Origin of the sequence: Kitasatospora sp. NPDC052896 (assembly GCF_044547075.1) — a bacterium.
GTDB lineage: Bacteria > Actinomycetota > Actinomycetes > Streptomycetales > Streptomycetaceae > Kitasatospora.
Window position 1 is genome coordinate 111,974 of the sequence record NZ_JBITZU010000001.1, and the last position, 24,480, is coordinate 136,453.

Here is a 24,480-nt window from a genome sequence, read left to right on the forward strand (position 1 = left end):
GAGACTCTGTCAGTCACTGCCTCGTCAGGTCAAAGGCTTTGCGGAGCGCAGGCCGCGGAGGCCGACCAGGCCCACCAGGACGCCGAGAATGAAGGAGGTGATGGCGAGGGTCAGGTGGATCCAGAAGAAGGCGGTGGGGTGGGAGTGGTCGCCGTGGACGAAGGCCTGGCCGCTGGAGTCCTGCCAGAGGTTCTTCACGAAGGTGGTCCAGATGATCATGGACCAGACGCCGAAGGCGGCGAGGAACCAGGAGGTGCGGCGGCTGAGCTTCACGGGACTGTCCTTCGGAGGGGCGGGGCGGATCGGGCCCTTCCAGTATGGGCAGCGGGCCGAACGGCCCAGTCCCCGGTCCCCTTTCGAGGGACATCGGCGGCGCGCCGGGGCGTACCGGGGTCGGCCGGGTACTTTCACACGGTGAAGTCAAATGATCACATGATGTTTCGCGGCAGTCGTCTCTCGGCCGGGCTGGCCGCGCTGCTCGTCCTGGGCGTGACCCCGAGCGCCGTCGCGGCGACCCGCCAGTTGCCGCCGCCTCCGGTGGTCGGCGGCGCCCGGCTGGGGCTCTCCGGCGTCCAGGTCGACCCGTCGCACGAGGTCCCGGAGCTGCCACAGGGCCTCACCGCGATGTCCTGGCTGGTGGCCGACGCCGACAGCGGCCAGGTGCTGGCCGCCTACAACCCGCACCTGCGGCTGCCACCCGCCAGCACGCTGAAGATGCTCTTCGCCGACACCGTGCTGCCCAAGCTGGACCGCAACACCGTGCACCGGGTGGCCACCAGGGACCTCGCGGGACTCGGCGCCGGCAGCAGCCTGGTCGGGGTCAAGGAGGGCCTCGACTACAAGGTGGAGGACCTCTGGCGCGGGGTCTTCCTCAGCTCGGGCAACGACGCCGTGCACGTGCTGGCCAGCATGAACGGCGGGATCGACGAGACCGTCCGGCAGATGCAGGACAAGGCCGACGAGCTGGGCGCCGCCGACACCCACGTGGTCACCCCGGACGGCTACGACGAGGACGACCAGCTCTCCTCCGCCTACGACCTCGCGCTCTTCGCCCGCGAGGGCCTGCGCAACCCGGACTTCCGTTCGTACGTCGCGACCAAGCAGGCGACGTTCCCCGGCGCGGTGGACCGCGACAGCGGCAACCGCGGCTCGTTCGGGATCGCCAACACCAACCGGCTGCTCGGCAAGTACCCCGGGCTGATCGGGGTGAAGAACGGCTACACCACCAACGCGGGCAGCACCTTCGTCGGCGCGGCCCAGCGCAACGGGCGCACCCTGCTGGTCGCCGCGATGCACCCGAACACCTACCAGAAGGTGTACGACGAGACCGCCGAGCTGCTCGACTGGGGCTTCGCGTCCGACGGCAAGGTCTCGCCGGTCGGGGTGCTGGTCTCCCCCAAGGCCTCCAACAGCTCGGACTCCGCCTCGACGGCCGCCGCCCCGCCCCGGACCGACCGGGGCGGCGGCGGGCACCCGGCCGGCCGCGGGCCGCAGGCGCTGCGCCGGACGGCGGCCGACTCGGGCATCACCGGCTGGACGGTGGCGGCGCTGGTGTCGATCGCCGCGTTGGCCACGGCCGGCTGGCTGGCGGTGAACCGGCGGCGCCGGCACACCACGGGGGCCGCCCTGCCGACCGACGGCACCGCGCCGGCCGGGGCCACCGCGCCGCGCCGCGAGTGACGGCTCACGCACCGGCCCCCGCACCAGCTCATGCCGCCGGCGCGGCCGCCTCCGCCCGGGCCGCCTCGGCGGCGTCCAGCGCCCGCCGCCGGGCGGCGTCCGGGTCGGCCAGCGCCGTCCAGGAGACGCAGTAGAGCAGCAGTCGGCAGACGAAGTCGATCCAGAGCAGCAGCGCCACCGGGACGCCGAAGGCGCCGTACAGGCTCTTGCCGGCCACCCTGGAGAGGTACGAGGAGAGCAGCAGCTTGAGCAGCTCGAAGCCGATCGCCGCGATCAGCGCGGCGGTCAGCAGGTCGGCCCGGCGCTGTCCGGGGATCCGCGGGAACGGCGCCAGCAGGTACCAGAAGAGCAGCAGGTCGGCGATGACCGCGAGGACGAACCCGGCGACCGCGAGCAGCACGTGCCCCGGTCCGCGGTCGGCCAGGCCGAGCGCGGACGCCAGCCGCCCGGCCAGCGTGGTGCCCACCGACGAGGCCCCCAGTGAGATCACCGAGACCACGCCGAGCCCGACCAGGACCAGGCAGTCCCAGCCCTTGCGCAGCAGGAAGTTCTCGCTCTCCTCGGGCAGCCGCCAGACGTCCCGGATCGCGCCGCGCATGGTGTCCACCCAGCCCAGGCCGGAGATCAGCAGCACCACGCCGCTGATCGCCCCGACCGCGGCCGCGTTGGCGACCAGCGAGTCCAGCCCCAGCGAGCTGGCCAGGCCCGGGGTCTGATGGGCGATCCGGTTCTTCAGGTCGTCCACCTGGTGCGACGAGAGGGTGGCCACCGCGATCGCCAGGGCCACCGTGAGCAGCGGGAAGAGCGCGAGGAAGCCGAAGAAGGTGATCGCGCCGGCCAGCCGGTTGGCCTTGACGGCGGTGAAGTGCCCGTAAACCCGGTAGGGACGGCTGCGCAGCACGGCGGCGACGACCGGGCCGATGACCGGCAACCTGGTGAGGAAGTCCATGGGCGCAGGCGTACCCGGCCGGGTCGGCGAAAAGTCCTGAAGCGCCCGACTTGCCCTGGAAGAGCTCCGGGGCGGCCGACCCCGGCGTGACCACGCATTGTAGGCCCCAGCCGAACCTGGGATTCCGGCCCCGGAAGGTAGGATCCCGTGGTAGTGCCTGTCCTGTGGCTCCACCGCGGTGGGTCGGAGCCCGCTCAGGCCCGTCGTTCGTCCCCGCGTTCCCGATGAAAGGCCCACGCAGCTGATGGCCCCCCGTCTCTCCGTCGTTGTTCCGATCTACAACGTCGAGCGGTACCTGCAGGAGTGCCTGGAGTCCATCGCCGCCCAGACCATGCGCGATCTCGAATGCGTCATGGTCGACGACGGCTCCACGGACGGGAGCGCGGCGATCGCCGAGGCGTTCGCCGCCCAGGACTCCCGGTTCCGGCTGGTCCGCAAGAAGAACGCGGGCCTCGGCGCCGCGCGCAACACCGGTCTGCTGCACCTCACGGACGGCACCGAGTTCCTCGCCTTCGTGGACAGCGACGACACCCTCCCGCCGAGCGCGTACGAGCTGATGATCAGCACGCTCGACCAGACCGGCTCCGACTTCGCCACCGGCAACGTGCTGCGCTTCCGGGCGGTCGGCCACTACCAGTCCGGCGGCCACGTCAAGCCGTTCCGGAGCACCAAGCTGAAGACCCACATCACCGAGATCCCCGCCCTGGTCACCGACCGCACCGCGTGGAACAAGGTCTACCGGCGCACCTTCTGGGACGCGGCCGGCCTGCTCTACCCCGAGGGCATCCTGTACGAGGACGCCCCGGTCAGCGTGCCGCACCACTACCTGGCCCGCAGCGTGGACGTGCTCTCCGAGCCGATCTACCACTGGCGCGAGCGCGAGGTCGGCGAGATGTCGATCACCCAGATGCGCACCAACCCGCGCGGCCTGATCGACCGGGTCACCTCGATGGAGCTGGTCCGCTCCTGGCTGCTGAAGCAGACCGACCCGAAGTACAAGGAGTACCTGCGCAGCTACGACGAGAACAACCTCGTCGAAGAGATCCCGATGTTCTTCTGGTCGGTGGTCGACGGCGAGCAGGACTACCGGGACGCCTACCTGGAGTGCGTCGGCCGGCTGCTCCGGGCGATCGGCCCCGAGCAGGTCCGCAAGCTGCGCGCCCCGCTGAAGCTCAAGTACCACCTGACCCTGCAGAGCCGGATCGACGAGTTCGTCGAGCAGATGCGCTTCGAGGCGGAGAGCAACGGCGCCGCCCCGGCCCGCGGTCTGCTCCGCCCGTACGCCGACTACCCGTTCCTGCGCGGCGGCCGCAAGAGCGTGCCGACCGACGTGCTGCGGCTGGACAACGCGCTGGTCATGCGCAGCCGGATCTACGAGTCGGCCTGGGAGAACGGCAGGTTCCGGCTCACCGGGCACGCCTTCCCCGAGCACCTGGGCGCCGAGAACAAGCACGACATGGTCAAGGTGATCGTGCTCCGGGAGGCCAAGGGCCGCCGGGTGGTCGCCGTGCCGACCAAGGCACAGCACTCCGCCGAGGCCACCGCCAGCTCCCCGCACGACCTCTACAGCTGCGACTGGGCCGGCTTCACCACCACCATCGACCCGGCCAAGCTGAAGCGCCGCGGGGTCTGGCAGGAGGGCACCTGGCGGGTGCTGGTGGCCGGTGCCGGCAAGGCCGGCCTCTACAAGGGCCGGATCAGCGGCGGCTGGGCGGACACCGCGGAGAACTTCACCCCGCACTGGGTGGACCCCACCACCCGGGTGGTGCCGTTCCTGCGCGACAACTTCCTGCACCTGAAGGTGGAGCGGCTGCGGGCCGCGGTCACCGGGCTGCGCGCCGACGGCGGCGAGATCGAGCTGACCGGGGCCGTGCGCAACGCCGGTGACCTGGCCGGCCTGCGGCTGCGGCTGCGGCACGCCGAGTCCGGCAACCAGCTCGACTTCCCGGTGGAGTTCGGCACCCCGGCCGGCCGGCCGGTGCCGTTCACCGCCAAGGTCCCGATGACCGAGCTGACCGAGGTGCGGCGGGCCTGGGACGCCCTGGACCCGGCCGCCGAGGAGCGCACCGCCGACCACTGGCACGCCGAGCTGCTGCTCACCGACGGGACCGTGCTGCCGGTGATCGTCGACGACCGGGTGCCGCTGGAGCACCTGGACTTCGTGGTGGACCCCGGGGCGCCGGTGGGCACCGCGCGGGCGCTGCGCAGCACCCCGGACGCCACCGGGCACCTGCAGCTGGTCGACCAGCTGCTGCAGCCGGTGGTGGACGGGCTGCGCGCCACCGACGAGGAGGGCTTCGTGCTCTCCGGCAGCTTCGCGCTGCCCGGTGAGCACCGCTACGACCTGGTGATCCGGCACGCCTGGCGGGAGGAGGACTACCTCCACCCGGTGCTGATCCGCGACGGACGGTTCGAGGTCGAGCTGCCGGCCGTGCCGCTGAACGCGTACCGGGGCCGGGTGCCACTGCACAAGGGCACCTGGGAGGTCTTCTTCCGCCCGGTCGACGGCGCCCCGGAGCGGACCTGGCCGCACGCCCAGCTGGCGCTGTCGCTGCACGGCTCGCTGCCCAGCGAGGTCCAGCAGCGCGGCAAGCGGATCGCGCTGGAGCGCCGGCACTTCGACACCCTCTCCCTGGAGGCGCACTCCGACCTCGGCCCGCACGAGCGCAGCGGCTTCCGCCAGCGCGAGCAGCGCAAGGAGGCCTACCCGGCCGCCCAGCACAAGCCGCTGCGCGACGCGGTGCTCTACAACGTCTCGCACGGCGGCCAGTACGCCGGCTCGCCGCGTGCCATCCACGAGGAGCTGGTGCGCCGCGGGCTGCCGCTGGAGCACCTGTGGACGATCGACGACCAGCAGGCCGAGGTCCCGTCCAGCGCCCGCGGGCTGCGCCAGTGGAGCCCGGAGTGGTACGAGGCGCTGGCCACCGCGAAGTACGTCGTGACCAGCGACCACCTGCCGGACTTCGTCCGCAGGCGGTCGGGCCAGGTGATCATGCAGACCTGGCACGGTTCTCCGCTCAAGCGGATCGGCCACGACTTCGAGAAGATCTGGTTCATCGACAGCAACTACCTCAAGCAGCTGGACAAGGAGGTGCTGCTCTGGGACAAGCTGGTGTCGCCGAGCAGCTTCGCCTCGCCGGTGCTGCGGCGCGCCTTCGGCTTCACCGGTGAGCTGCTGGAGACCGGCTACCCGCACAACGACGTGTTCTTCGCGCCGGACCGGGAGAAGCGGGCCGCCGCGGTGCGCGAGCGGCTCGGCCTGCCGGAGGACAAGAAGGTGGTGCTCTACGCGCCGACCTTCCGCGAGGACCGCAAGCGTCCGCAGGGCGGCTACCAGATCGACCTCCGGCTCGACCTGGCCGCGGCCCGCGAGGCGCTGGGCGACGACCAGGTGCTGCTGGTCCGGCCGCACTCCTCGTGCCACGGTACGATCCCCGGGGCCGGCGACGGTTACGTCTGGGACGTCTCGCGCTACCCCGACATGACCGACCTGCTGCTGATCGCCGACGTGCTGGTCACGGACTACTCGGCCTCGGCGTTCGACTTCGCCAACACCGGTCGTCCGATCCTCTTCTTCACGTACGACCTGGAGCACTACCGCGACAACCTGTGCGGTTTCACCTTCGACTTCGAGCGGGAGGCCCCGGGGCCGCTGCTGCGCACCTCGCAGGAGGTGATCGCCGCGCTGGGCTCGGTGGAGTCGGTGGCCGCCGAGCACCGCGAGGCGTACGAGAAGTTCCGCGCCACCTACTGCGACCTGGACGACGGCTCGGCCGCCGCCCGGGTGGTCGACAACATGCTGGGCTGAGGCCCGGGGCGCGCGGCACTGAGCCCCGGGGGCTCCCGCCAGTGGTGGGAGGCCCCCGGGGCTCAGTGCCGCGTGTCGGTGCTAGGAGCGGTCCGCGCCCACCGGGAGCGGGGTGCGGCGGGACCGGTGCGGGGCCGCCCCGGCGGCGGCCTCGTCCGCCCCGGCCGGCTCCGACCCCGCCGACTCGTCGGTCTCCTGGTCGGTCTCCGACGGCTCCGGGTGGCGGGCGGCCTCGACCGGCGGCGTGAGCTCGAACGGCCCGGCCACCGGGAAGTAGTCCTGCAGGAACCTGGTGACGATCCGGTCCTGCTCCACCCGCGGGACGTGGTCCAGATCGCCGTCGTTGAGGCAGAAGGTGTCGATGCCGCGGTCCCGCAGCAGGCCCGGCAGCTGCTCCAGCGCGGCGTAGCGGTCCACGTCGACGTAGCGGTGGCCGATCCGCCCGAAGGCGACCCGCTGACTGAGGTAGCCGACGGTGACCGCCAGGGTGATCGGGGCGAGGTCGGCGCGGGAGCGGAACGCCGCCCGGGCGGTGTCGGTCAGCTCGGCCGCGAACTGCTCGGCGGTCTCGGCGAGCAGACCACGGGTCAGCGGGTGCGCCGCGTGGCTGAGCACGTTGGTGGTGTGCCGGCCGTGGACCCGCTGGACCACCGCACGGGTGTTCTTCTGCGAGGCGACGTACTCGTCGTCCGTCGTCTCGAGTTCACCAGGAGGAATGACCCGTGAGTCGAGAGTGATCAATGGTGCGCCATTGCCGAGGAAGAACTGCTCCGGACTGACCGGGCGACCGAGAAAGACGTCGTCGTTGAAATAGATGAAATGCTCGGAAAGACCCTGGATCCGGTGCAGTTGGGTCTCGATCGCGTGCGAGTTGAAAACCGGCAGAACGCTCGGGTCGGCGAACAGCTCGCGGTGGTGGACCACGGTCAGATCGGGGTGGTCGACACGCAGCCAGTCCGGCACCTGACCGTCGGTGACCAGGTAGATGTGCCGAATCCATGGCGCATACATGGCGATCGAGCGCAGGCAGTACCGGAGTTCATCACGGTTGTGGAACCGCTCCTGCCCGGTGCCGCCGGCCGGCGGCGCGTCCAGCTCGGCCAGCGCGGCGTCCCGCCGCCGGCGCCAGACCGGGTCGCTGTCGTCCACCCAGGTGATCACGGCGTCCACCGGGAACGTCACGTCGGTGAGCAACGGCTGGGTGAAGGCCGCCGCGGTCGGGTAGTCGCGCCCACCGAGCCGCACCGTGGCGGTCGGCTCCAGCGAGGGCACCCACCAGCCGAACGGCGGTTCGTGGATCGACGCGATGGCCCCCTCGGACGGCTCGGCGGAGTCCCAGAACTCCAACTCGCAGCCGTACTCGGCGCCGTAGTACAGGGTCCGACCACTGGTCACCACCGGGCGGTAGAGCCGCACGCCCTTGGCCAGTACGGCCGGGGCCGGGGCCGCGTCCGCCGGCTCGTCCTCACCCTCGCCCTCGGCCTCGCCGGCCGGATCTCGCTCCAACTCGGCTACTGCCTGCGGAAGTTGCTCGGCCAGCACGGTGCCCAGGGTGACGTCGTGACCGAGCAGGTCGGCGTAGACCGGCTGTCCGACGAAGGCCGCGGCACAGGCTTCCAGCACCGCCTCGCGACCGCCGGGCGGGATGGCCACCCGGTAGCGGGGCTCCCGGGCCGGCATCGGCACGAACTCCAGGCCGGCCGCCGTCAGCAGCTCGGTGGCCTCGGTGAAGCCGGCCAACAGGGCGTCCGCCGCGAGCAGATCGTCGCGCACCTCGGCCAGTCGGCCGTCGTGCCGGACGAGTTCGGGCCGCCGCTCGCCCAGCGCGTCCTCCAGCGCCACCGTGCGGTCCGCCTCGGTGGGCTCCGGCTCCGGCGCCTCCTCGACCACCGGCTCCGGCTCCGGCCCGCGCTGCCTCGGAAGTGCGTCGGCCGCCAGGACGATCCGCCGAGCCCGACGGACCGAACCTCGGATCACTCGCCGAAGCCAGCGAGGACTGCGCATCATCTCTCCAGACGGTGGGCACTCTGACCGTTCAATGCCCCCCGGCAGCCATTGGCGCCTAAGTGTAGCTGGCAGATCGCACGGAGATGAATTAGAAGCAACTAAGAAAAAACTATGACATGCCTCTCATGAAAACCTCGCTCATTCAATCAGCGAACTGGTAGCCGCACCACGGCCGCCAGATCTCGTCCGCATCAAAACGGGACAAGGTGAACCCAAAGACCGGGAAGGCCGCATAAAATCCCCGGGCCTCCTGGTGGGCCTCGTCCAGCACCCGCTCGGACAGCCCGTGCGCCAGGGTGACGTGCGGGTGATAGGGAAACTCCAACTCGCGGGCGAGCGGCCCGGAACGGACCGCGGCCTCCAGCACCCGGCATTCCTGGGCACCCTCCTCGACCCGGAGGTAGACCACCGGGGAGACCGGCCGGAAACTCCCGCTGCCGCGCAGCAGCATCCGGAACGGCCGGTGCGCGGCGGCCACCGCCGCCAGGTGCGCCCGCACCTCGGGCAGCCGGGCGACCGGGACACTGGTCGGCGGCAGCAGCGTCACATGGGTGGGTATCGCCCGGGCCAATGGATCGCCGTGCGCGGCCCGGGCGTCCTGAACGGCCGAACCGAACGGCTCGGGGACCGAGATCGCCACCCCGATGGTGATCCGGACCGGCCCTGGGTCGCCGGGGGCGACGGGACCGTCGCCCCCGGCCGGCTCGGCGACCGGCATCAGCGGCCGGCCGGGCGCAGGAATCCGATCCGGTCGAAGACGGTCTCCAGCGTCTCGGACGCCACCGCGCGGGCCTTCTCGGCGCCCACCGCCAGCACCCGGTCCAGCTCCGCCGGGTCGTCCAGGTAGCTCTGGGTGCGCTGCTGGAACGGGACCACCCACTCGCTGTACAGCTCGGCCAGCTCGGTCTTCAGGGCGCCGTACATCTTGCCCTCGAAGTGCGCGACCAGCTGCTCGATGGTCTGCCCGCTCAGCGCCGCGTGGATCCGCAGCAGGTTGGAGACCCCGGGCTTCTTCTCCTCGTCGTAGGAGACCACGGTGTCGGTGTCGGTCACCGCGCTCTTGAACTTCTTCGCGCTGACCCGCGCCTCGTCCAGCAGGTTGACCAGGCCCTTGGCCGAGGCCGCCGACTTGCTCATCTTGGCCGTCGGGTCCTGGAGGTCCAGGATCTTCGCGGTCTCCTTGAGGATGTACGGCTTGGGCAGCGTGAAGGTCGGCCGGTACCGGCTGTTGAAGCGCTCGGCCAGGTCCCGGGTCAGCTCCAGGTGCTGGCGCTGGTCCTCACCGACCGGGACGGCGTCCGCCTGGTAGAGCAGGATGTCGGCGATCTGCAGGATCGGGTAGGTGAACAGGCCGACCGAGGTGCTCTCGCTGCCCTGCTTGGCCGACTTGTCCTTGAACTGGGTCATCCGGGCGGCCTCGCCGAAGCCGGTGAGGCAGTTCATGACCCAGCCGAGCTGGGTGTGCTCGGGGACGTGCGACTGGACGAAGAGGGTGCACCGCTCGGGGTCCAGGCCCGCGCCGAGCAGCTGGGCCGCCGAGATCCGGGTGTTCTGCCGGAGCGCCTCGGGGTCCTGCTGCACGGTGATCGCGTGCAGGTCGACCACCATGTAGAAGGCGTCGTTCGCCTCCTGCAGGTCCACCCACTGGCGCACCGCGCCCAGGTAGTTGCCGAGGTGGAACGAGCCCGAGGTGGGCTGGATGCCGGAGAGCACCCGGGGGCGCTCCTTCGCCGGACCGTTGACCGCTGCGTTGACCATGCCCGCCATTCTTCCAGCTCCGCCCGGCGGTCAGGACAGGGAGTCGTTCGGAGGTTCCGCCAAGCGTGCGGTGCTCACCCGGATCCGGTCGATCCGCCGGCCGTCCAGCGCGGCGACGGTGAGCAGCGCGCCCTCCTCGACCCCGACCTCGGCCACCCGCACCTGGTCACCCACCGACGGCAGCGCGCCGAGTTCGGCGACCACGTAGCCGGCCACCGTCTCGTACGGGCCCTCGGGCAGGGTGACGCCGGTCTCCTCGGCGAAGTCGGCCAGGTTGAGCAGGCCGTTGACCTCCATGCCGCCGCCGGCCAGCCGGCGGCTGGCGGTCGCCTCGTGCGCGTCGTACTCGTCCCGGATCTCCCCGATCACCTCCTCGACCAGGTCCTCCAGCGTGACGATGCCGGCCGTGCCGCCGTACTCGTCGACCACGATCGCCAGGTGGTGGCCCTCCCGGCGCATCTCGCTCATCGCCTCCAGCACCAGCTTGGTGGCGGGCAGCAGCTTCACCGGCCGGGCGATGTCCCGGACCCGGACGGCCAGCTCGCCGAGCGCCCGGTAGAGGTCGCGGACGTGCACGAAACCGACCACCGCGTCGTAGGAGCCCTCCACCACCGGGTAGCGGGAGTGCGGCGAGGTGCTGGTCTCCTCCCGGACCTCGGCGAGCAACTGGTCGGCGTCCAGGAAGGTCACCTCGGTGCGCGGCACCATCACCTCGCGCAACTGCCGCTCGCCGGCCTCGAAGACGTCGGCGATCAACGCCCGCTCGTCGCTGCCCAGTTCGGTGCTGGCGGCGACCAGGCCGCGCAGCTCCTCCGAACTCATCGCGCCACGGCCCGCCTTGGGGTCGCCGCCGAGCAGCCGGACCACCAGGTTGGTGGAGCGGCCGAGCAGCCAGATCACCGGACGCAGCACGATCGACATCACGTCCACCACCGGTGCGGCCAGCAGCGCGAGCGACTCGGCCCGCTGCAGCCCGATCCGCTTGGGGGCCAACTCGCCGAGGACCAGCGAGACGTAGGAGATCAGCAGGGTCAGGCCGACCAGCGCCACGGCGTCCGCGACGCCCTTCGCGAGGCCGAGCGAGACGAAGGCGGGGGCCAGCTTGCCGGCCAGCGTGTCGGCGCCGAAGGCGGCCGACAGGAAGCCCATGCAGGTCACCCCGACCTGCACGGCGGCCAGGAAGCGGTTGGGGTCGGCGGCCAGGTGCGCGGCCCGCTCGGCCCGCTTGCCGCCCTTCTCGGCGAGGGTGCGGATCTGGCCCTCGCGCAGCGAGATCAGCGAGATCTCGGCGATGTTGAACAGCCCACCGAGGACGATGAAGACCAGGACCAGGGCGGCGTCGCCGAGGGTTTCGTTCACGGTCGGCAGTTTAGGCGTACAACTCAAACGAACCCGGACGGCCGCCCCCGGTGGGAGCGGCCGTCCTGGTGCCGCGGGGGGACGACTCAGATCAGGCCGAGGGCCTGGACCGCGTCGCGCTCCTCCTTCAGCTCGTTCACCGAGGCGTCGATCCGGGTGCGGGAGAACTCGTTGATCTCCAGGCCCTGGACGATCTCGAACTTGCCGTCCTTGGTGGTGACCGGGAAGGACGAGATGATGCCCTCCTCGATGCCGTACGAGCCGTCCGAGACGATGCCCATCGAGGTCCAGTCGCCCTCGGCGGTGCCGTTGACCCAGGTGTACACGTGGTCGATGGCGGCGTTGGCGGCCGAGGCGGCCGAGGACGCGCCACGGGCCTCGATGATCGCGGCACCGCGCTTGGCGACGGTCGGGATGAACTCCTCGGCCAGCCACTTCTCGTCGTTGACGGCCTCGGCCGCGTTGACGACGGTCTCGGCCTGCTTGACCTCGGCGTGGAAGATGTCCGGGTACTGGGTGGCCGAGTGGTTGCCCCAGATGGTCAGCCGCTTGACGTCGTTCACGGTGACGCCGAGCTTCTTGGCGAGCTGGGCCACCGCGCGGTTGTGGTCCAGGCGGGTCATCGCGGTGAACCGCTCGGCCGGCACGTCGGGGGCGTTGCGCTGGGCGATCAGGGCGTTGGTGTTGGCCGGGTTGCCGACCACCAGGACCTTGATGTCGTCCGCGGCGTGGTCGTTGATGGCCTTGCCCTGCGGGCCGAAGATGCCGCCGTTGGCCTGCAGCAGGTCGCCGCGCTCCATGCCGGCGGTGCGCGGGCGGGCGCCGACCAGCAGGGCCACGTTGGCGCCCTCGAAGGCGACGTTGGCGTTGTCGGTGATGGTGATGTCGCGCAGCAGCGGGAAGGCGCAGTCGTCCAGCTCCATCGCGGTGCCCTCGGCGGCCTTCACGCCCTGCGGGATCTCCAGCAGGCGCAGGTTCACCGGCACGTCCGCGCCGAGCAGGTGGCCGGAGGCGATGCGGAAGAGCAGCGCGTAGCCGATCTGGCCGGCGGCTCCGGTGACGGTGACGTTGACGGGGGTGCGGGTCATTTCTACCTTCTCCAGCTAATCGCCAGGTGCCCCAGGCACGTCGGCGCGCCGGAGCCGAGGATGTTCTCTCGACATCGAGAGAACCGGCGTCAGGTTATCGCAAGGGGAGCGCCAGGAGTACGCACGGGTGTGGCTGGTGCGTCACACGCCGTCGACCTGGCACGCGGCGTGGGCCCGCCCCTCGACGAGGGGCGGGCCCACGGCATCCGGCCGTCACCCGGCTCAGCGCTGCCGGCCGATGTAGTGGCCGAAGTCCTCCAGGGCCGGGATCTGCAGCCAGGGGTCGGGCTGGGCGAGCAGCGCTATCACCGCGATCGCCAGGCCCAGCACCAGCAGCACCAGCACGTCGGTGAAGCGGCTGCGCACCGCGAGCAGGCCGACCTCCGGCACCAGCGCCCGGAGCAGCGCGCCGAGCATCAGCCCGCCGCCGATGGTCAGCAGCCCGTAGCGGAAGTCGACGGCGCAGGTGAGCCCCAGCCCGATCGTGACCACCGCCAGGACCAGCGTCATCGGCCACTGCCGGATCGGCAGCGGATGGCCCCGGTCCATGGCCGCACCGGAACCCTCCGGCGGGAGGGTCCCCGTGGTCCTCTCCGGCCGCCGACGCGACCGCCCCACTCGTACCGCACTCATCGGACATCTCCGGTGGTCAGCGGGCGGCCTGGCGCTCGGCCGCCTCGACGATGTTGTTGAGCAGCATGGCGCGGGTCATCGGGCCGACCCCGCCCGGGTTGGGCGACAGCCAGCCGGCCACCTCGGCGACCGCCGGGTGCACGTCGCCGACCAGGCCGTCCTCGCTGCGGCTGACGCCGACGTCCAGCACGACCGCACCCGGGCGGACGTCCTCGGCCTTGACCAGGTACGGCACGCCGGCCGCGGCCACGATGATGTCCGCGCGGCGCAGGTGCGCGGAGAGGTCCCGGGTGCCGGTGTGGCAGAGGGTGACGGTGGCGTTCTCGCTCTTCCGGGTGAGCAGCAGACCGATCGAGCGGCCGACCGTGACGCCGCGGCCGACCACCACGACGTCCGCGCCGTCGATCTCCACCTGGTGCCGGCGCAGCAGCTCGACGATGCCGTACGGGGTGCACGGCAGCGGACCCTGGATGCCGAGCGCGAGCCGGCCGAGCGAGGTGGGGTGCAGCCCGTCCGCGTCCTTGTCCGGGTCCATCAGCTCCAGCACCGGGTTGGCGTCCAGACCCTTGGGCAGCGGGAGCTGGACGATGTAGCCGGTGCAGGCCGGGTCCTCGTTCAGCTCGCGGACCACGGCCTCGACGTCGGCCTGGCTGGCGGTGGCGGGCAGTTCACGGCGGATCGAGGCGATGCCGACCTGGGCGCAGTCGCGGTGCTTGCCGCGCACGTAGGAGTGGCTCCCCGGGTCGTCGCCGACCAGCACGGTGCCGAGGCCGGGCACGATGCCCCGCTCCTTGAGGGCCGCCACGCGGACGGCGAGTTCGGACTTGATCGCGGCCGCGGTGGCCTTGCCATCGAGAATCTGGGCAGTCATACCCCCTATCCTCCCGGATCCGCGGCGCTGCTCCGACACCCCCGCCCCGCGGATGGCGGACAGCGCCGGAAAGTGCCGGAACGTGTGGATCCGATTGCGGTTGCGCCACAGTTCTCCCGACGACCGCTCAGCTGCTGGACAGGTCACCGCGGAACGGTCGACGATAAGGGCCGAGTAAGTGATCGGGCCTGCCGTCCGCACCGTGGGGCGGCGGGCGAACGGGGGAACCACGCAGTGAGTAATCCGTACCAGCCGCCGGGGCCGTACGGGCAGCAACAGCCCGGCTACGGGCCGCCGCCGGCGGCCTACGGCCAGCCGCAGCCGTACGGGCAGCCGCGGCAGCCGGATCCCTACGCCCAGCAGGGCGGTTTCCAGCAGGCCGGCTACGGCTACCCGGTCGTCGCGCCGCCGCAGCAGAACAAGATGGCGACCGCCTCCGTGGTGCTCGGCTTCATCGGCATCTTCGGGTTCTGCTTCCCCGGCTCGTTCCTCTGCGGGCCGATCTCGCTCGGCCTGGCCATCGGCGGGCTGAACCGGGCCAGGAGGACCGGCGTCGGCCACCGGCAGGCGGTCGGCGGGCTGGTCATCGGCACGGTCGCCACCCTGGTGCTGGTCGGCTGGATCGTCTTCTACGTCGTGCTGAGCAAGAGCCACTCCGCGTGATCACCCCGGTTGTGACCGCGCCCCTCACCCCGGTGGGCCGGCTGCGGCAGACCGCGCTGCGCTGCGCCCTGGCGGCGGGAGCCGCGCCGGCGGTGGCGACGCTGCACTCCTGGCACGACCCGGGGGTGCTCTGCCCGCTGCGCCGGTTCACCGGGATCCCGTGCCCGGTCTGCGGCAGCACCACGGTCTTCGTCGAAGCCGGCCACGGGCACTGGCTGGCCGCGCTGACGGCCAATCCGGTCACCGTGGTCGCCGTGCTCGGGCTGCTGACCGCGCCGCTCGGTGGCGGCGCGTGGTGGTGGCGGCTGGCGCCGCGCACCCGCGGCCGGTTGATCGCCTCAGCCGCCGTCATCTCCTGGGTCTGGCAGCTGAACCGTCTCGGTGTCGGTTTGTCATGACCCTCCACTAGTCTCACCCGCTGTCCGTCCCCCAGTTGATCCGTCCTGTTCAGAGCACTCCTGCAGTCCCGTTTCCGGAGGAATCCGTGTCCTACCCGCCCGATCCCAACAACCCCTACGGCCAGCCGCAGCAGGCCCCGTACGGCGTCCCGCCGCAGCAGAACCCGTACGGCCAGCCGGGGTACGGACAGCAGGCCGGGTACGGCTACCCGCAGCAGCCCGGGTACGGCATGCCGCCGCAGAACCCGTACGGCCAGCCCGGCTACCCGGTCGCACCGCCGGTCCTCGCCAGCTGGGGCGCCCGGCTCGGCGCCACCTTCATCGACAGCCTGGTGATCGGCCTGCCGGCGATCATCGGCTACTCGGTCGGCATCGGGATGCTGGTCAGCAACGTGGTGAAGTCGACCACCAACTGCCCGGTCGACTCCTACGGGATCCAGAACTGCCCGCCGCCCTCCAGCGGGATCAGCGGCGCCGGCATCGCGTTCATCGGGATCGGCGCGCTGCTGACGATGATCCTGGGCATCTGGCAGCTGGTCCGCGAGGGCGGCACCGGCCAGACCATCGGCAAGAAGGCGCTCAACATCCGGGTGGTCCGGGAGGCCGACGGGCAGCCGCTCGGCTTCGGCATGGCGTTCGTCCGCCGGCTGGCGCACGTCGTCGACGCGATCCCCTGCTACGTCGGCTTCCTCTGGCCGCTGTGGGACGACAAGGGCCAGACCTTCGCCGACAAGATCGTCAGCAGCCTGGTGGTCCGCACCCAGTAGTCCGCCGACGGTCCGGCCCTCCCCCGTCCGGGGCCGGGCCGCCCACCCTGTCCAGGAGAGGCCATGAGCACCCCGTACGACCCGACCACCGCCTACCCGAACCCGCCGGTGCTGGCGCACTGGGGGCTGCGCGTGGCAGCCTTCGCGATCGACTGGCTGATCATGGCGGCCGTCGGGGTGGTGGTCGTGCTGGCCACCGGCTCGTCGGGGCTGGCCGAGATCGTCAACTTCGCCGCGCTGGCGATCATCGCGAACCTGGAGGGCAGCACCGGCCAGTCCCCGGGGAAGCGGATCGTCGGCACCCGGGTGCTGCGGGAGGCGGACGGCGGCCTGCTCGGCTTCGGCCCGGCCCTCGGCCGGCGGCTGCTGCACACGCTGGACGCGCTCTGCTGCTTCCTCGGCTTCCTCTGGCCGCTCTGGGACCAGCGCCGGCAGACCTTCGCCGACAAGATGATCCGATCGGTCGTCATCCGGGCCCGCTGAGCGGTCAACCGACCGTTCGTGGGCGGAGGTTGACACCGCGATCGGCGTTTATCCGACGCTCACCCCGGTGCGTTATCGTTCACGCCTGGTGGGGCATCAGCAGGCCCGTCGTGCACCGCACGACACGAACGAGCAGGGGAGCAACCGTGCGAGAGCGGTTCTACGAGCGGGAAGAGCGCATCGAGCGCGACGGTTTCTTCGGTGGCGAGGAGATCATCGAGCGTGAGGAGATCGTCCGTCGCGACCGCTTCGGGCGCGAGGAGATCGTCGAGCGCGAGCGGGTCGAGGAGCGCGGCGGCCTGTTCGGTCTCTTCGGCGGTGACGAGGTCATCGAGCGCGAGGAGATCATCGAGCGGCGCGACTTCTTCTGAGCCGAGCGACGCGAGGGGCGGGTGCCGATCCGGCACCCGCCCCTCTGCTGTCAGCTCGTCACTTCGTCAGTGGGCGAAGTGACGGGTCCCGGTGAAGTACATGGTGACCCCGGCCGCCGCGGCCGCCGCGACGACCTCCTCGTCACGGACCGAACCACCGGGCTGGACCACGGCCTTCACACCGCCGTCGACCAGGATCTGCAGCCCGTCGGCGAACGGGAAGAAGGCGTCCGACGCCGCGAACGACCCCACCGCGCGCTCGCCGGCCCGCTCGACCGCGAGCTTGGCCGAGTCCACCCGGTTGACCTGGCCCATCCCGACACCCACCGAGGCGCCGTCCTTGGCCAGCAGGATCGCGTTGGACTTGACGGCCCGGCAGGCCCGCCAGGCGAAGGCCAGGTCGGCCAGCTCGCCCTCGGAGAGCGCGTCGCCGGTCGCCAGCGTCCAGGTCGCCGGGTCGTCGCCCGCGGCGTCGATCCGGTCGACGTCCTGCACCAGCACGCCGCCGCTGATCCGGCGCGTCTCGCGCCGCTCGCGGGGCGCCTCGGGGGCGCGCAGCACCCGGAGGTTCTTCCTCCGCGCCAGCACCTCCACCGCGCCCTCCTCGTACGCCGGGGCGACCACCACCTCGGTGAAGATCGGCGCGATCTGCTCGGCCAGCGCGACCGTCACCGGGCGGTTGACGGCGATCACGCCGCCGTACGCCGAGACCGGGTCGCACTCGTGCGCCTTGCGGTGCGCCTCGGCGACGTCCGCGCCGGTCGCGATGCCGCACGGGTTGGCGTGCTTGATGATCGCCACGGCCGGCTCGTCGTGGTCGTAGGCGGCCCGCCGGGCGGCGTCGGTGTCGACGTAGTTGTTGTACGACATCTCCTTGCCGTGCAACTGCTCGGCCGCCGCCAGGCCGCCCGTCCCGTCGGTGTACAGCGCCGCCGACTGGTGCGGGTTCTCGCCGTAGCGCAGCACGCTCCCGCGCTCCCAGGTGGCGCCGAGGAAGCGCGGGAACGCCTCCTCCGACTCCGTGTAACCCGAGGTCTCGAACCAGGACGCCACCGCGACGTCGTACGCGGCGGTGTGCGCGAAGGCCGCACCGGCCAGCCGCTTGCGGGTGAGCAGGTCGAAGCCGCCGGCCTGGACCGCGGCCAGCACGTCCCCGTAGCGGGCCGGGTCCACCACCACGGCGACCGAGGGGTGGTTCTTGGCCGCCGCGCGGACCATCGAGGGCCCGCCGATGTCGATCTGCTCGACGCACTCGTCCGGGGTGGCGCCCGAGGCGACGGTGGCGGCGAACGGGTAGAGGTTCACCACCACCAGGTCGAAGGGCTGGATGTCCAGCTCGGCCAGCTGCGCGCGGTGCGACTCCAGCCGCAGGTCGGCGAGCACGCCGGCGTGCACGCGGGGGTGCAGCGTCTTCACGCGCCCGTCCAGGCACTCCGGGAAGCCGGTCAGCTCGGAGACCTCGGTGACCGGGACGCCGGCGGCGGCGATCCGGGCGGCGGTGGAACCGGTGGAGACCAGCTCGACCCCGGCGGCGTGCAGGCCCTGGGCCAGCTCCTCCAGGCCGGTCTTGTCGTACACGCTGACCAGGGCGCGACGGATCGGGCGAACGTCCTCGGAGACGGGAGGGACACTGCTGGCACTCATGCCGGGATCCATACCTTTCGGTCTTCGATGCGGTGGCCTTCGCGGGCGAGACGGCCCACGACCTCGACGAGCAGGGTGCGCTCGACAATCTTGATGCGCTCGTGCAGCGCTTCGCCGCCATCGGCGTGGTCGGCGTCGGTGACCTCGACGACCCCCTGCGCGATGATCGGCCCGGTGTCCACCCCGGAGTCGACCAGGTGCACGGTGCAGCCGGTGACCTTCACCCCGTACGCCAGCGCGTCGGTGACGCCGTGGGCGCCGGGGAAGGACGGCAGCAGGGCGGGGTGGGTGTTGACGATCCGCCCGCCGTAGGCGCCCAGGAAGCCGCTCCCGAGGATCTTCATGAATCCCGCGGTCACCACCAGGTCGGGCTGGTACGCCCGCACCGAGGCGGTCAGCGCGGCGTCCCAGTCGGCCCGGCCCGGAAAGTCCTTGATCCGGTGGACGAAGGTCGGCAGGCCGGCCCGCTCGGCGCGGTCCAGCCCCGCGACGCCGTCGCGGTCGGCACCCACGGCGACGATCTCGGCGCCGTACGCCGGGTCGGCGACGGCGTCGATCAGCGCCTGCAGATTGGTGCCCGAGCCGGACACCAGGACGACCAGCCGCGCGGGACGGCCGACGGGGGGTGGAAAGGCGAGCGAGGAAACGGCGGCCACTGGCGCGATTCTCCGTACGTCGGTGTGCCTGACCGCTGGTACGTCCACCGGCGGTGGGGCCACTACGGACAGGCGAAACGTCGGCGTGTCCCGCGCTACCGCAGGTCCGGGAACCCGGGAGAGCCGCCGACCGTCACCACGATAACGGCTGGTTGAACGGGCGCTGTACCTGGGAATCCCCTTGACGCGCGTAGATGAGAGCGGGATCTCGCCCCGGCCCGCGAACCGGCCGTCCGCCCGGTGCGGACGCCCCTCCGGCGCCCCTCCGGCGACCGTGGGGGCCGCCGGTTCCGCACCCGAACGGCAGGCCGCCCGCACCCGTTCATCGGCCTGCGGGATCATTGGGTCGCGGTGCCCGCACACGGGGTACCGGATCCAGGCCGGCCCGCCGGCGATCCCCGCCCCCCGGCACCGCCGACGCCCGACAACGATTGAGGACCCCGACGCATGAGCAGCGGCCAGAACAGCGACGAGCGCAACCCCTTCGCGCCGCCGCCGGCAGATGCCCCGGACCAGCCGTGGCGGCCCCGCCTCCCGCAGGGCCAGGCGTCGGGGGCGGGCGGGGCCCAGGGCGGACCGGAGGGCGACGACGACCAGCCGGGGCGCGGTCCCGCGGGCCGGCCGCCGGTGCCCCCGCCGCACCCGTGGAGCCCGAACTGGCAGGGCGGCGGCCGGCCCGAGCGGCCGCAGGCGCCGCAGCAGCCGCGCTTCGACCCCACCGACCCGGTGCAGCGCCGCTCCCGCTACGCGCTGCTCAGCGGGATGGCGGCGCTCTTCTCCGGGCTGTCCGCACTGCTGCCGCTCGCCCTGCTGTTCGGCGCCCTCGCCATGTACTGGGGGATCAGCTCGCTGCTCGCCGCCGGCAAGGACGAGCCGGCGACGGCCAAGGCCGCGCGCCCGAACCCGTTCGCGGCACCGTCCGTGCCGCCCGGTCCGACCGCGCCGGCCGCGCCGAACGCCTGGCCGTACGGGCAGCGCAGCCGGCCGCAGGTGCCGGCCGCGCTCGGCGGGCTGCTCACCGGCGGGGTGGCGGTCGCGCTGGTGCTCGGCTCGTTCGCGCTGCAGCTCGCCTACCGGCCGTACTTCGAGTGCGTGAACGACGCGCTGACCCAGCAGGCCCAGCAGAGCTGCTCCACGCTGGCACCGCAGTGGCTGGTCAGCTACACCGACCCGACGAACTGACCGGCTGACCGGGCGGGTCAGCCGCGGCGCCGCGGGAGCCGGCCGAGGAGCGCCACCCAGCCGGCCCGGCCGGTCCGCCGCCAGCGGGCCGCCCGGTCCGCCAGGCCCCGGCGCGGCACGGGCAAGGGTTCCTCGTCGGGTCCGTCCGAGCCCCCGTCGACCTCGTTGCGGCCACCGTCGTCCCGGCCACCGTCGTCCCGGTCACCGTCGTCGCGGACCCCGTCGTCCCGGTCACCGTCGTCGCGGACCCCGTCGTCCCGGTCACCGTCGACGGCCGGCGCCCGGAGCCGCCACCAGCGCACCACCGCGGCGCCCGGGACCAGCAGCACCGCGAACCACCCGGCGGCCACCGGCCCCACCCACCACGGCGGCCCCAGCACGGCCATCCGGCCCGCACCGAGCGCGCCGCCGGCCAACCATCCGGCCAGCGTCACCACCGCCCCGGCGGCCAGCGCGCTGCCGAGCGCGACCAGCGCCGTCGTCGGGACCCGCCAGGGCTCGGGCGGCCCGTCCTGCGCGCGCCGCCCGCCGGCCGCCGCCGCGCGCCCGAGCAGCCCGGCCGCCACCGCGCCCGCCAGCACCGGAACCACGAAGGCCAACCGCTGCCAGCCCGACGCCGTCCAGGGCACCAGCCCGAGCAGCGGGAAGTTCGGCAGCGCGCCGAGCACCAGCCGGCCGGGGCCGACCGCCGTCCCGGCGCCCAGCAGGAAACCCGGCCCGAGCGCGTAGGAGGCGGACCAGACCACCGCGTTGGGCACCAGCAGCAGGCAACTCAGCAGCAGCCCGGCGAACCCGGCGATGCTGCCCCCCGCCAGCGAGTGGACCGACGGCCCGGTGCGGTCGGCGCGCACCAGCAGGGCGAGCGCGAAGAGCAGCGCTCCCCCGGCGGCCAGCGTGAGCACCCCGACCGCCGCCGCCCGCCAGAGCGGTCCCAGCGCACCGGCCGGCCGGGCCCAGTCGGGCAGCCGGTCCGCCCAGCCGGTCCAGCGCCCCCACTGCTCCCGCCAGCGGGCCGCGCCGGGCAGCACCCGGGCACCGGCCGCGGCCGAGAGGTAGGCCAGCGCGGCGACCGCCAGCACGTCCGGCAACGGACGGGCCCGCAGCCCGCCCGTGCCCACGACGGCCGAGGAGCAGGCCAGCGTGACCGGGAGCGCGATCGCCAGGTATCCCGCGCACAGTGCGCCCGGCACGCTCCCGCGGCGCGCGCCCGCCGACCGGGCGGCCCGGGCGCCGGCCCGGCGCAGCAGCAGCACGGTGAGCAGGGTGGGCAGCAGCGGGGTGAGCGAGCACGGGACGGCCGCGGCGCCCCGGGTCAGCGGGCCGCCGTGGGCGAGCAGCCAGAGGCCGCCGACCAGCCGGGCGGCGTCGCCCGCGTCGGCGGCGGAGTCCTCCGGGCCGGACGAGACGACCCACAGCACGAGCACGGGGAGGGCGGTCGCGGCGAGTCCGAACAGCGCGGCGGTGATGCCGACGACGATCGGGCCGGACGACGAGTTGAGCCCGCGTGGGATCGGACGGCCCATCAGGTGGTGCGTCATGGTCCCTCATGGTGCCAACGTCACCCGTCCTGCCCTCTGCAGGCGCGAGCGTTCGCCGTGTCCCAGATTATGTGCTTATGTGCCGCATCTCAGTCAGCTGCTGCCACGACCGGGCCGGCGCACGCCGCGCCCGGGCCGTCCGTACCGGTGCACTCGGCGGAGGTGGCCGATGACCCACCAGCCGGACAGCACGGACACCCCTGACACCCCTGACACCCCTGACAGCACGGACAGCACGGACAGCACGGACAGCACGGACAGCACGGACAGCACGGACAGCACGGACAGCACGGACAGCACGCCGGAGGACACCACGCCCGGCCCCTCCGCCAAGGAGGTCCAGCTGCTCACCCGGCTGGCCGCCGGTGACGACCTCCCGGCGGCCGCCGCCGACGCCCCCGCCCCCTGCGCCACGCCGTCCGCCGCGACGCCCGTCCCGCCCACCCTGCTGGGCTTCGACGCGCTGCACTCGCGCGCCTACACCGACCTGGTCCAGCAGACCTACCTGCTCACCGCCTCCCCCCACCGGGCCGAACGCGCGGTCTGGCGGGCCTTCGGCTCCGCCTGGAACAGCTGGGCCAAGGTCGCCGCGACGCCCGACCCGGAGTCCTGGGTCCGGGTCCGGGCCTTCGACCACGCGCTCTCGCCCTGGCACGCACTCGGCCCCGAGCGGGGCTGGCGGCTCCCGGGGCTGCCCGGCGCGGCCACCCCCCTGCTGGCCGCCGCCCCCGACCGGTGCCGGGAGCAGCCGACGGAGCAGGACCGGGCACTGCTCGAGGCGGTGTCGCGGCTGTCCCGCCCGCGCCGCCGGGCGCTGCTGCTGCACGACGTGCTGGGCCACTCGGTGCCGGCGATCGCGACCGAGGTGCAGTCCAGCGCGGCGGGCGCCGAACACCGGGTACGGGCCGCCCGGGCGGCGCTGGCCGCGGCGGTGCCGGAGGTGGTCGGTGCCGATCCGGACGCCCCGGGCTTCGGCGAACGGCTGGGCGGCCTGCTCTACCGGGCGGCGATCCGCGGCTGCGTGCTGCCGCCGTGCTCGTCGGGGACCGGGACGCTGCGGACCCGCGCCCGGATGCGCGCGGTCGCGGTACCGGGGGCCGCCGGGCTGCTGGTGCTGGCCGCCGTGCTGGCCGGCTGGACCACGGTGGACGGGCACGGGCCGTCCTCGCTCTTCGCGGTGCCCGCGCCGGAGCCGCTGCCGCTGTGCAGCGGCCCGGAGTCGGGCAGCGCCGGCCCCGCGGCGCCGCCGGGGCCGGGGACGCCGGTCGGCAAGCCGGGACTGCGGACCGAGTGGTGCTGGCCGCTGGACGAACGCCCGGTGGTACTGACCGACCCGTCCCCCACGGCCACCGCGCAGGGGCCCGTCCTGGCCACGGACAGCACCGGCGGTTCCGCGGACGCGCTCGCCCTCCGCCCCGCCCCCTTCGCCCACCGCCCGCTCCCCCGGCCACCGGCCGGCCTGTTCGGCGCCCCGGTCCCGCCGCCCCACGTCCTCCACCCCGCCCCGGCGCCCCCGCGCCCCGCACCCGCACCCGCACCCGGTCCGCATCCCCCGCAGGCCGCGCCGCAGCCCGCACCCGCGCCCGCACCGCACCCCCCGCCCCCACCCGCCGCGCCGGCGGCCCCGGCCCCCGCGCAACGGCCCTGACCGGCCCGCCCCGGAAGGCGGCCCACCCCGGAAAGCCGTGAGCCCCGGACCACCACAGCGGTCCGGGGCTCACTACGTGCTGCTACCGGCTGCTTCAGCCGATCAGCTCGCGGGCCAGCCGCGCGGTCTCGGACGGGGTCTTGCCGACCTTCACGCCCGCGGCCTCCAGGGCCTCCTTCTTGGCGGCCGCGGTGCCCGAGGAGCCGGAGACGATGGCGCCGGCGTGGCCCATGGTCTTGCCCTCGGGGGCGGTGAAGCCCGCGACGTAACCGACGACCGGCTTGGTCACGTGCTCGGCGATGTAGGCCGCGGCCCGCTCCTCGGCGTCGCCGCCGATCTCACCGATCATCACGATGATCTCGGTCTGCGGGTCCTCCTGGAACGCCTTGAGGGCGTCGATGTGGGTGGTGCCGATGACCGGGTCGCCACCGATGCCCACGGCCGAGGAGAAGCCGATGTCGCGCAGCTCGTACATGAGCTGGTAGGTCAGGGTGCCGGACTTGGACACCAGGCCGATCTTGCCGGCGGTGGTGATGTCGGCCGGGATGATGCCGGCGTTCGACTGTCCGGGGGAGATCAGGCCGGGGCAGTTCGGGCCGATGATCCGGGTCTTGTTGCCCTTGCTGCCCGCGTACGCCCAGAAGGCGGCCGAGTCGTGGACCGGCACGCCCTCGGTGATGACGACGGCCAGGCCGATCTCGGCGTCGATCGCCTCGACGACGGCGTCCTTGGTGAACTTCGGCGGCACGAAGATGACCGTGACGTCGGCGCCGGTCTCCTTCATGGCCTCGGCGACGGAGCCGAAGACGGGCACCTCGGTGCCGTCGACGTCAACCGTGGTGCCGGCCTTGCGCGGGTTCACGCCGCCGACGATCTGGGTGCCCGAGGCGAGCATGCGGCGGGTGTGCTTCATGCCCTCGGAGCCGGTCATGCCCTGGACGATGACCTTGCTGTCCTTGGTAAGGAAGATAGCCATG

Annotated in this window: 22 protein-coding genes; 9 read left to right on the forward strand and 13 right to left on the reverse strand. The window is 72.9% G+C overall.

Annotated elements, in window-relative coordinates; translation table 11 throughout:
* Nucleotides 1-24 precede the first annotated feature (24 nt).
* On the reverse strand, nt 25-273 hold the full coding sequence (locus ACIGXM_RS00485) for an SCO4848 family membrane protein (RefSeq protein ID WP_396555311.1): 249 nt from the start codon (nt 271-273) through the stop codon (nt 25-27).
* A 159-nt stretch (nt 274-432) separates the two neighbouring features.
* Between ACIGXM_RS00485 and ACIGXM_RS00490 the strand changes: the two genes are divergently transcribed.
* A complete protein-coding gene (locus tag ACIGXM_RS00490; protein ID WP_396555313.1) occupies nt 433-1,680 on the forward strand; it encodes a D-alanyl-D-alanine carboxypeptidase family protein in 1,248 nt (415 codons plus the stop codon).
* A 28-nt stretch (nt 1,681-1,708) separates the two neighbouring features.
* Here ACIGXM_RS00490 and ACIGXM_RS00495 read toward each other — a convergent pair whose 3' ends face one another.
* Nucleotides 1,709-2,629, reverse strand: a complete 921-nt coding sequence (locus ACIGXM_RS00495) for a YhjD/YihY/BrkB family envelope integrity protein (RefSeq protein ID WP_396555315.1) — start codon at nt 2,627-2,629, stop codon at nt 1,709-1,711.
* A 244-nt stretch (nt 2,630-2,873) separates the two neighbouring features.
* On the opposite strand from ACIGXM_RS00495, the gene ACIGXM_RS00500 reads away from it, so the two are divergent.
* Nucleotides 2,874-6,437 (forward strand): CDP-glycerol glycerophosphotransferase family protein, encoded by a 3,564-nt coding sequence (locus ACIGXM_RS00500; protein ID WP_396555317.1) that lies wholly within the window; start codon nt 2,874-2,876, stop codon nt 6,435-6,437.
* Between the two features lie 81 nt (nt 6,438-6,518).
* On the opposite strand, the gene ACIGXM_RS00505 is transcribed toward ACIGXM_RS00500, so the two are convergent.
* From ACIGXM_RS00505 to ACIGXM_RS00535, 7 genes are all read right to left on the reverse strand, one after another.
* Nucleotides 6,519-8,414, reverse strand: a complete 1,896-nt coding sequence (locus ACIGXM_RS00505; RefSeq protein WP_396555319.1) for a stealth family protein — start codon at nt 8,412-8,414, stop codon at nt 6,519-6,521.
* Between the two features lie 172 nt (nt 8,415-8,586).
* The gene (locus ACIGXM_RS00510; RefSeq protein ID WP_396555320.1) at nt 8,587-9,162 is read right to left on the reverse strand and encodes a 2'-5' RNA ligase family protein; all 576 of its coding nucleotides are present in this window, start codon (nt 9,160-9,162) and stop codon (nt 8,587-8,589) included.
* Nucleotides 9,162-10,202 (reverse strand): tryptophan--tRNA ligase, encoded by a 1,041-nt coding sequence (gene trpS, locus ACIGXM_RS00515; protein WP_396555321.1) that lies wholly within the window; start codon nt 10,200-10,202, stop codon nt 9,162-9,164. The genes ACIGXM_RS00510 and trpS overlap by 1 nt, the downstream gene beginning before the upstream one ends.
* Before the next feature lie 30 nt (nt 10,203-10,232).
* Nucleotides 10,233-11,561, reverse strand: a complete 1,329-nt coding sequence (locus tag ACIGXM_RS00520) for a hemolysin family protein (RefSeq protein WP_396555323.1) — start codon at nt 11,559-11,561, stop codon at nt 10,233-10,235.
* A gap of 86 nt (nt 11,562-11,647) precedes the next feature.
* Complete coding sequence (locus ACIGXM_RS00525) at nt 11,648-12,649, reverse strand: malate dehydrogenase (RefSeq protein WP_396555325.1); 1,002 nt, start codon at nt 12,647-12,649, stop codon at nt 11,648-11,650.
* Nucleotides 12,650-12,871: 222 nt separating this feature from the next.
* On the reverse strand, nt 12,872-13,198 hold the full coding sequence (locus ACIGXM_RS00530) for a DUF3017 domain-containing protein (protein WP_396555326.1): 327 nt from the start codon (nt 13,196-13,198) through the stop codon (nt 12,872-12,874).
* A 100-nt stretch (nt 13,199-13,298) separates the two neighbouring features.
* Nucleotides 13,299-14,153, reverse strand: coding sequence for a bifunctional methylenetetrahydrofolate dehydrogenase/methenyltetrahydrofolate cyclohydrolase (locus tag ACIGXM_RS00535; protein ID WP_396555328.1), 855 nt, complete (start codon nt 14,151-14,153; stop codon nt 13,299-13,301).
* Nucleotides 14,154-14,387: 234 nt separating this feature from the next.
* On the opposite strand from ACIGXM_RS00535, the gene ACIGXM_RS00540 reads away from it, so the two are divergent.
* From ACIGXM_RS00540 to ACIGXM_RS00560, 5 genes are all read left to right on the forward strand, one after another.
* A complete protein-coding gene (locus ACIGXM_RS00540; RefSeq protein ID WP_396555330.1) occupies nt 14,388-14,816 on the forward strand; it encodes a hypothetical protein in 429 nt (142 codons plus the stop codon).
* Nucleotides 14,813-15,214, forward strand: a complete 402-nt coding sequence (locus ACIGXM_RS00545) for a DUF2752 domain-containing protein (RefSeq protein ID WP_396555331.1) — start codon at nt 14,813-14,815, stop codon at nt 15,212-15,214. The genes ACIGXM_RS00540 and ACIGXM_RS00545 overlap by 4 nt, the downstream gene beginning before the upstream one ends.
* A gap of 86 nt (nt 15,215-15,300) precedes the next feature.
* Nucleotides 15,301-15,981, forward strand: coding sequence for an RDD family protein (locus tag ACIGXM_RS00550; RefSeq protein WP_396555333.1), 681 nt, complete (start codon nt 15,301-15,303; stop codon nt 15,979-15,981).
* Between the two features lie 63 nt (nt 15,982-16,044).
* Complete coding sequence (locus ACIGXM_RS00555) at nt 16,045-16,464, forward strand: RDD family protein (protein WP_396555335.1); 420 nt, start codon at nt 16,045-16,047, stop codon at nt 16,462-16,464.
* Between the two features lie 146 nt (nt 16,465-16,610).
* A complete protein-coding gene (locus ACIGXM_RS00560) occupies nt 16,611-16,835 on the forward strand; it encodes a hypothetical protein (protein WP_396555337.1) in 225 nt (74 codons plus the stop codon).
* 66 nt (nt 16,836-16,901) lie between these two features.
* On the opposite strand, the gene purH is transcribed toward ACIGXM_RS00560, so the two are convergent.
* Both purH and purN read right to left on the reverse strand, forming a co-directional pair.
* Complete coding sequence (gene purH, locus ACIGXM_RS00565; RefSeq protein WP_396555339.1) at nt 16,902-18,479, reverse strand: bifunctional phosphoribosylaminoimidazolecarboxamide formyltransferase/IMP cyclohydrolase; 1,578 nt, start codon at nt 18,477-18,479, stop codon at nt 16,902-16,904.
* Nucleotides 18,476-19,135, reverse strand: a complete 660-nt coding sequence (gene purN / locus ACIGXM_RS00570; protein ID WP_396555340.1) for a phosphoribosylglycinamide formyltransferase — start codon at nt 19,133-19,135, stop codon at nt 18,476-18,478. The genes purH and purN overlap by 4 nt, the downstream gene beginning before the upstream one ends.
* 447 nt (nt 19,136-19,582) lie before the next feature.
* Here purN and ACIGXM_RS00575 point away from each other — a divergent pair, with 447 nt between their 5' ends.
* A complete protein-coding gene (locus ACIGXM_RS00575; RefSeq protein WP_396555342.1) occupies nt 19,583-20,317 on the forward strand; it encodes a hypothetical protein in 735 nt (244 codons plus the stop codon).
* A gap of 17 nt (nt 20,318-20,334) precedes the next feature.
* On the opposite strand, the gene ACIGXM_RS00580 is transcribed toward ACIGXM_RS00575, so the two are convergent.
* Entirely contained in the window at nt 20,335-21,855 is a 1,521-nt protein-coding gene (locus ACIGXM_RS00580; RefSeq protein WP_396555344.1) for a DUF6350 family protein, read from the reverse strand.
* A gap of 169 nt (nt 21,856-22,024) precedes the next feature.
* Between ACIGXM_RS00580 and ACIGXM_RS00585 the strand changes: the two genes are divergently transcribed.
* Nucleotides 22,025-23,503 carry an RNA polymerase sigma factor gene (locus ACIGXM_RS00585; RefSeq protein ID WP_396555346.1) on the forward strand — a complete coding sequence of 493 codons (1,479 nt, stop codon included), beginning with the start codon at nt 22,025-22,027 and terminating at the stop codon, nt 23,501-23,503.
* Between the two features lie 94 nt (nt 23,504-23,597).
* On the opposite strand, the gene sucD is transcribed toward ACIGXM_RS00585, so the two are convergent.
* A complete protein-coding gene (gene sucD / locus ACIGXM_RS00590; RefSeq protein ID WP_396555348.1) occupies nt 23,598-24,479 on the reverse strand; it encodes a succinate--CoA ligase subunit alpha in 882 nt (293 codons plus the stop codon).
* Nucleotide 24,480 lies beyond the last annotated feature (1 nt).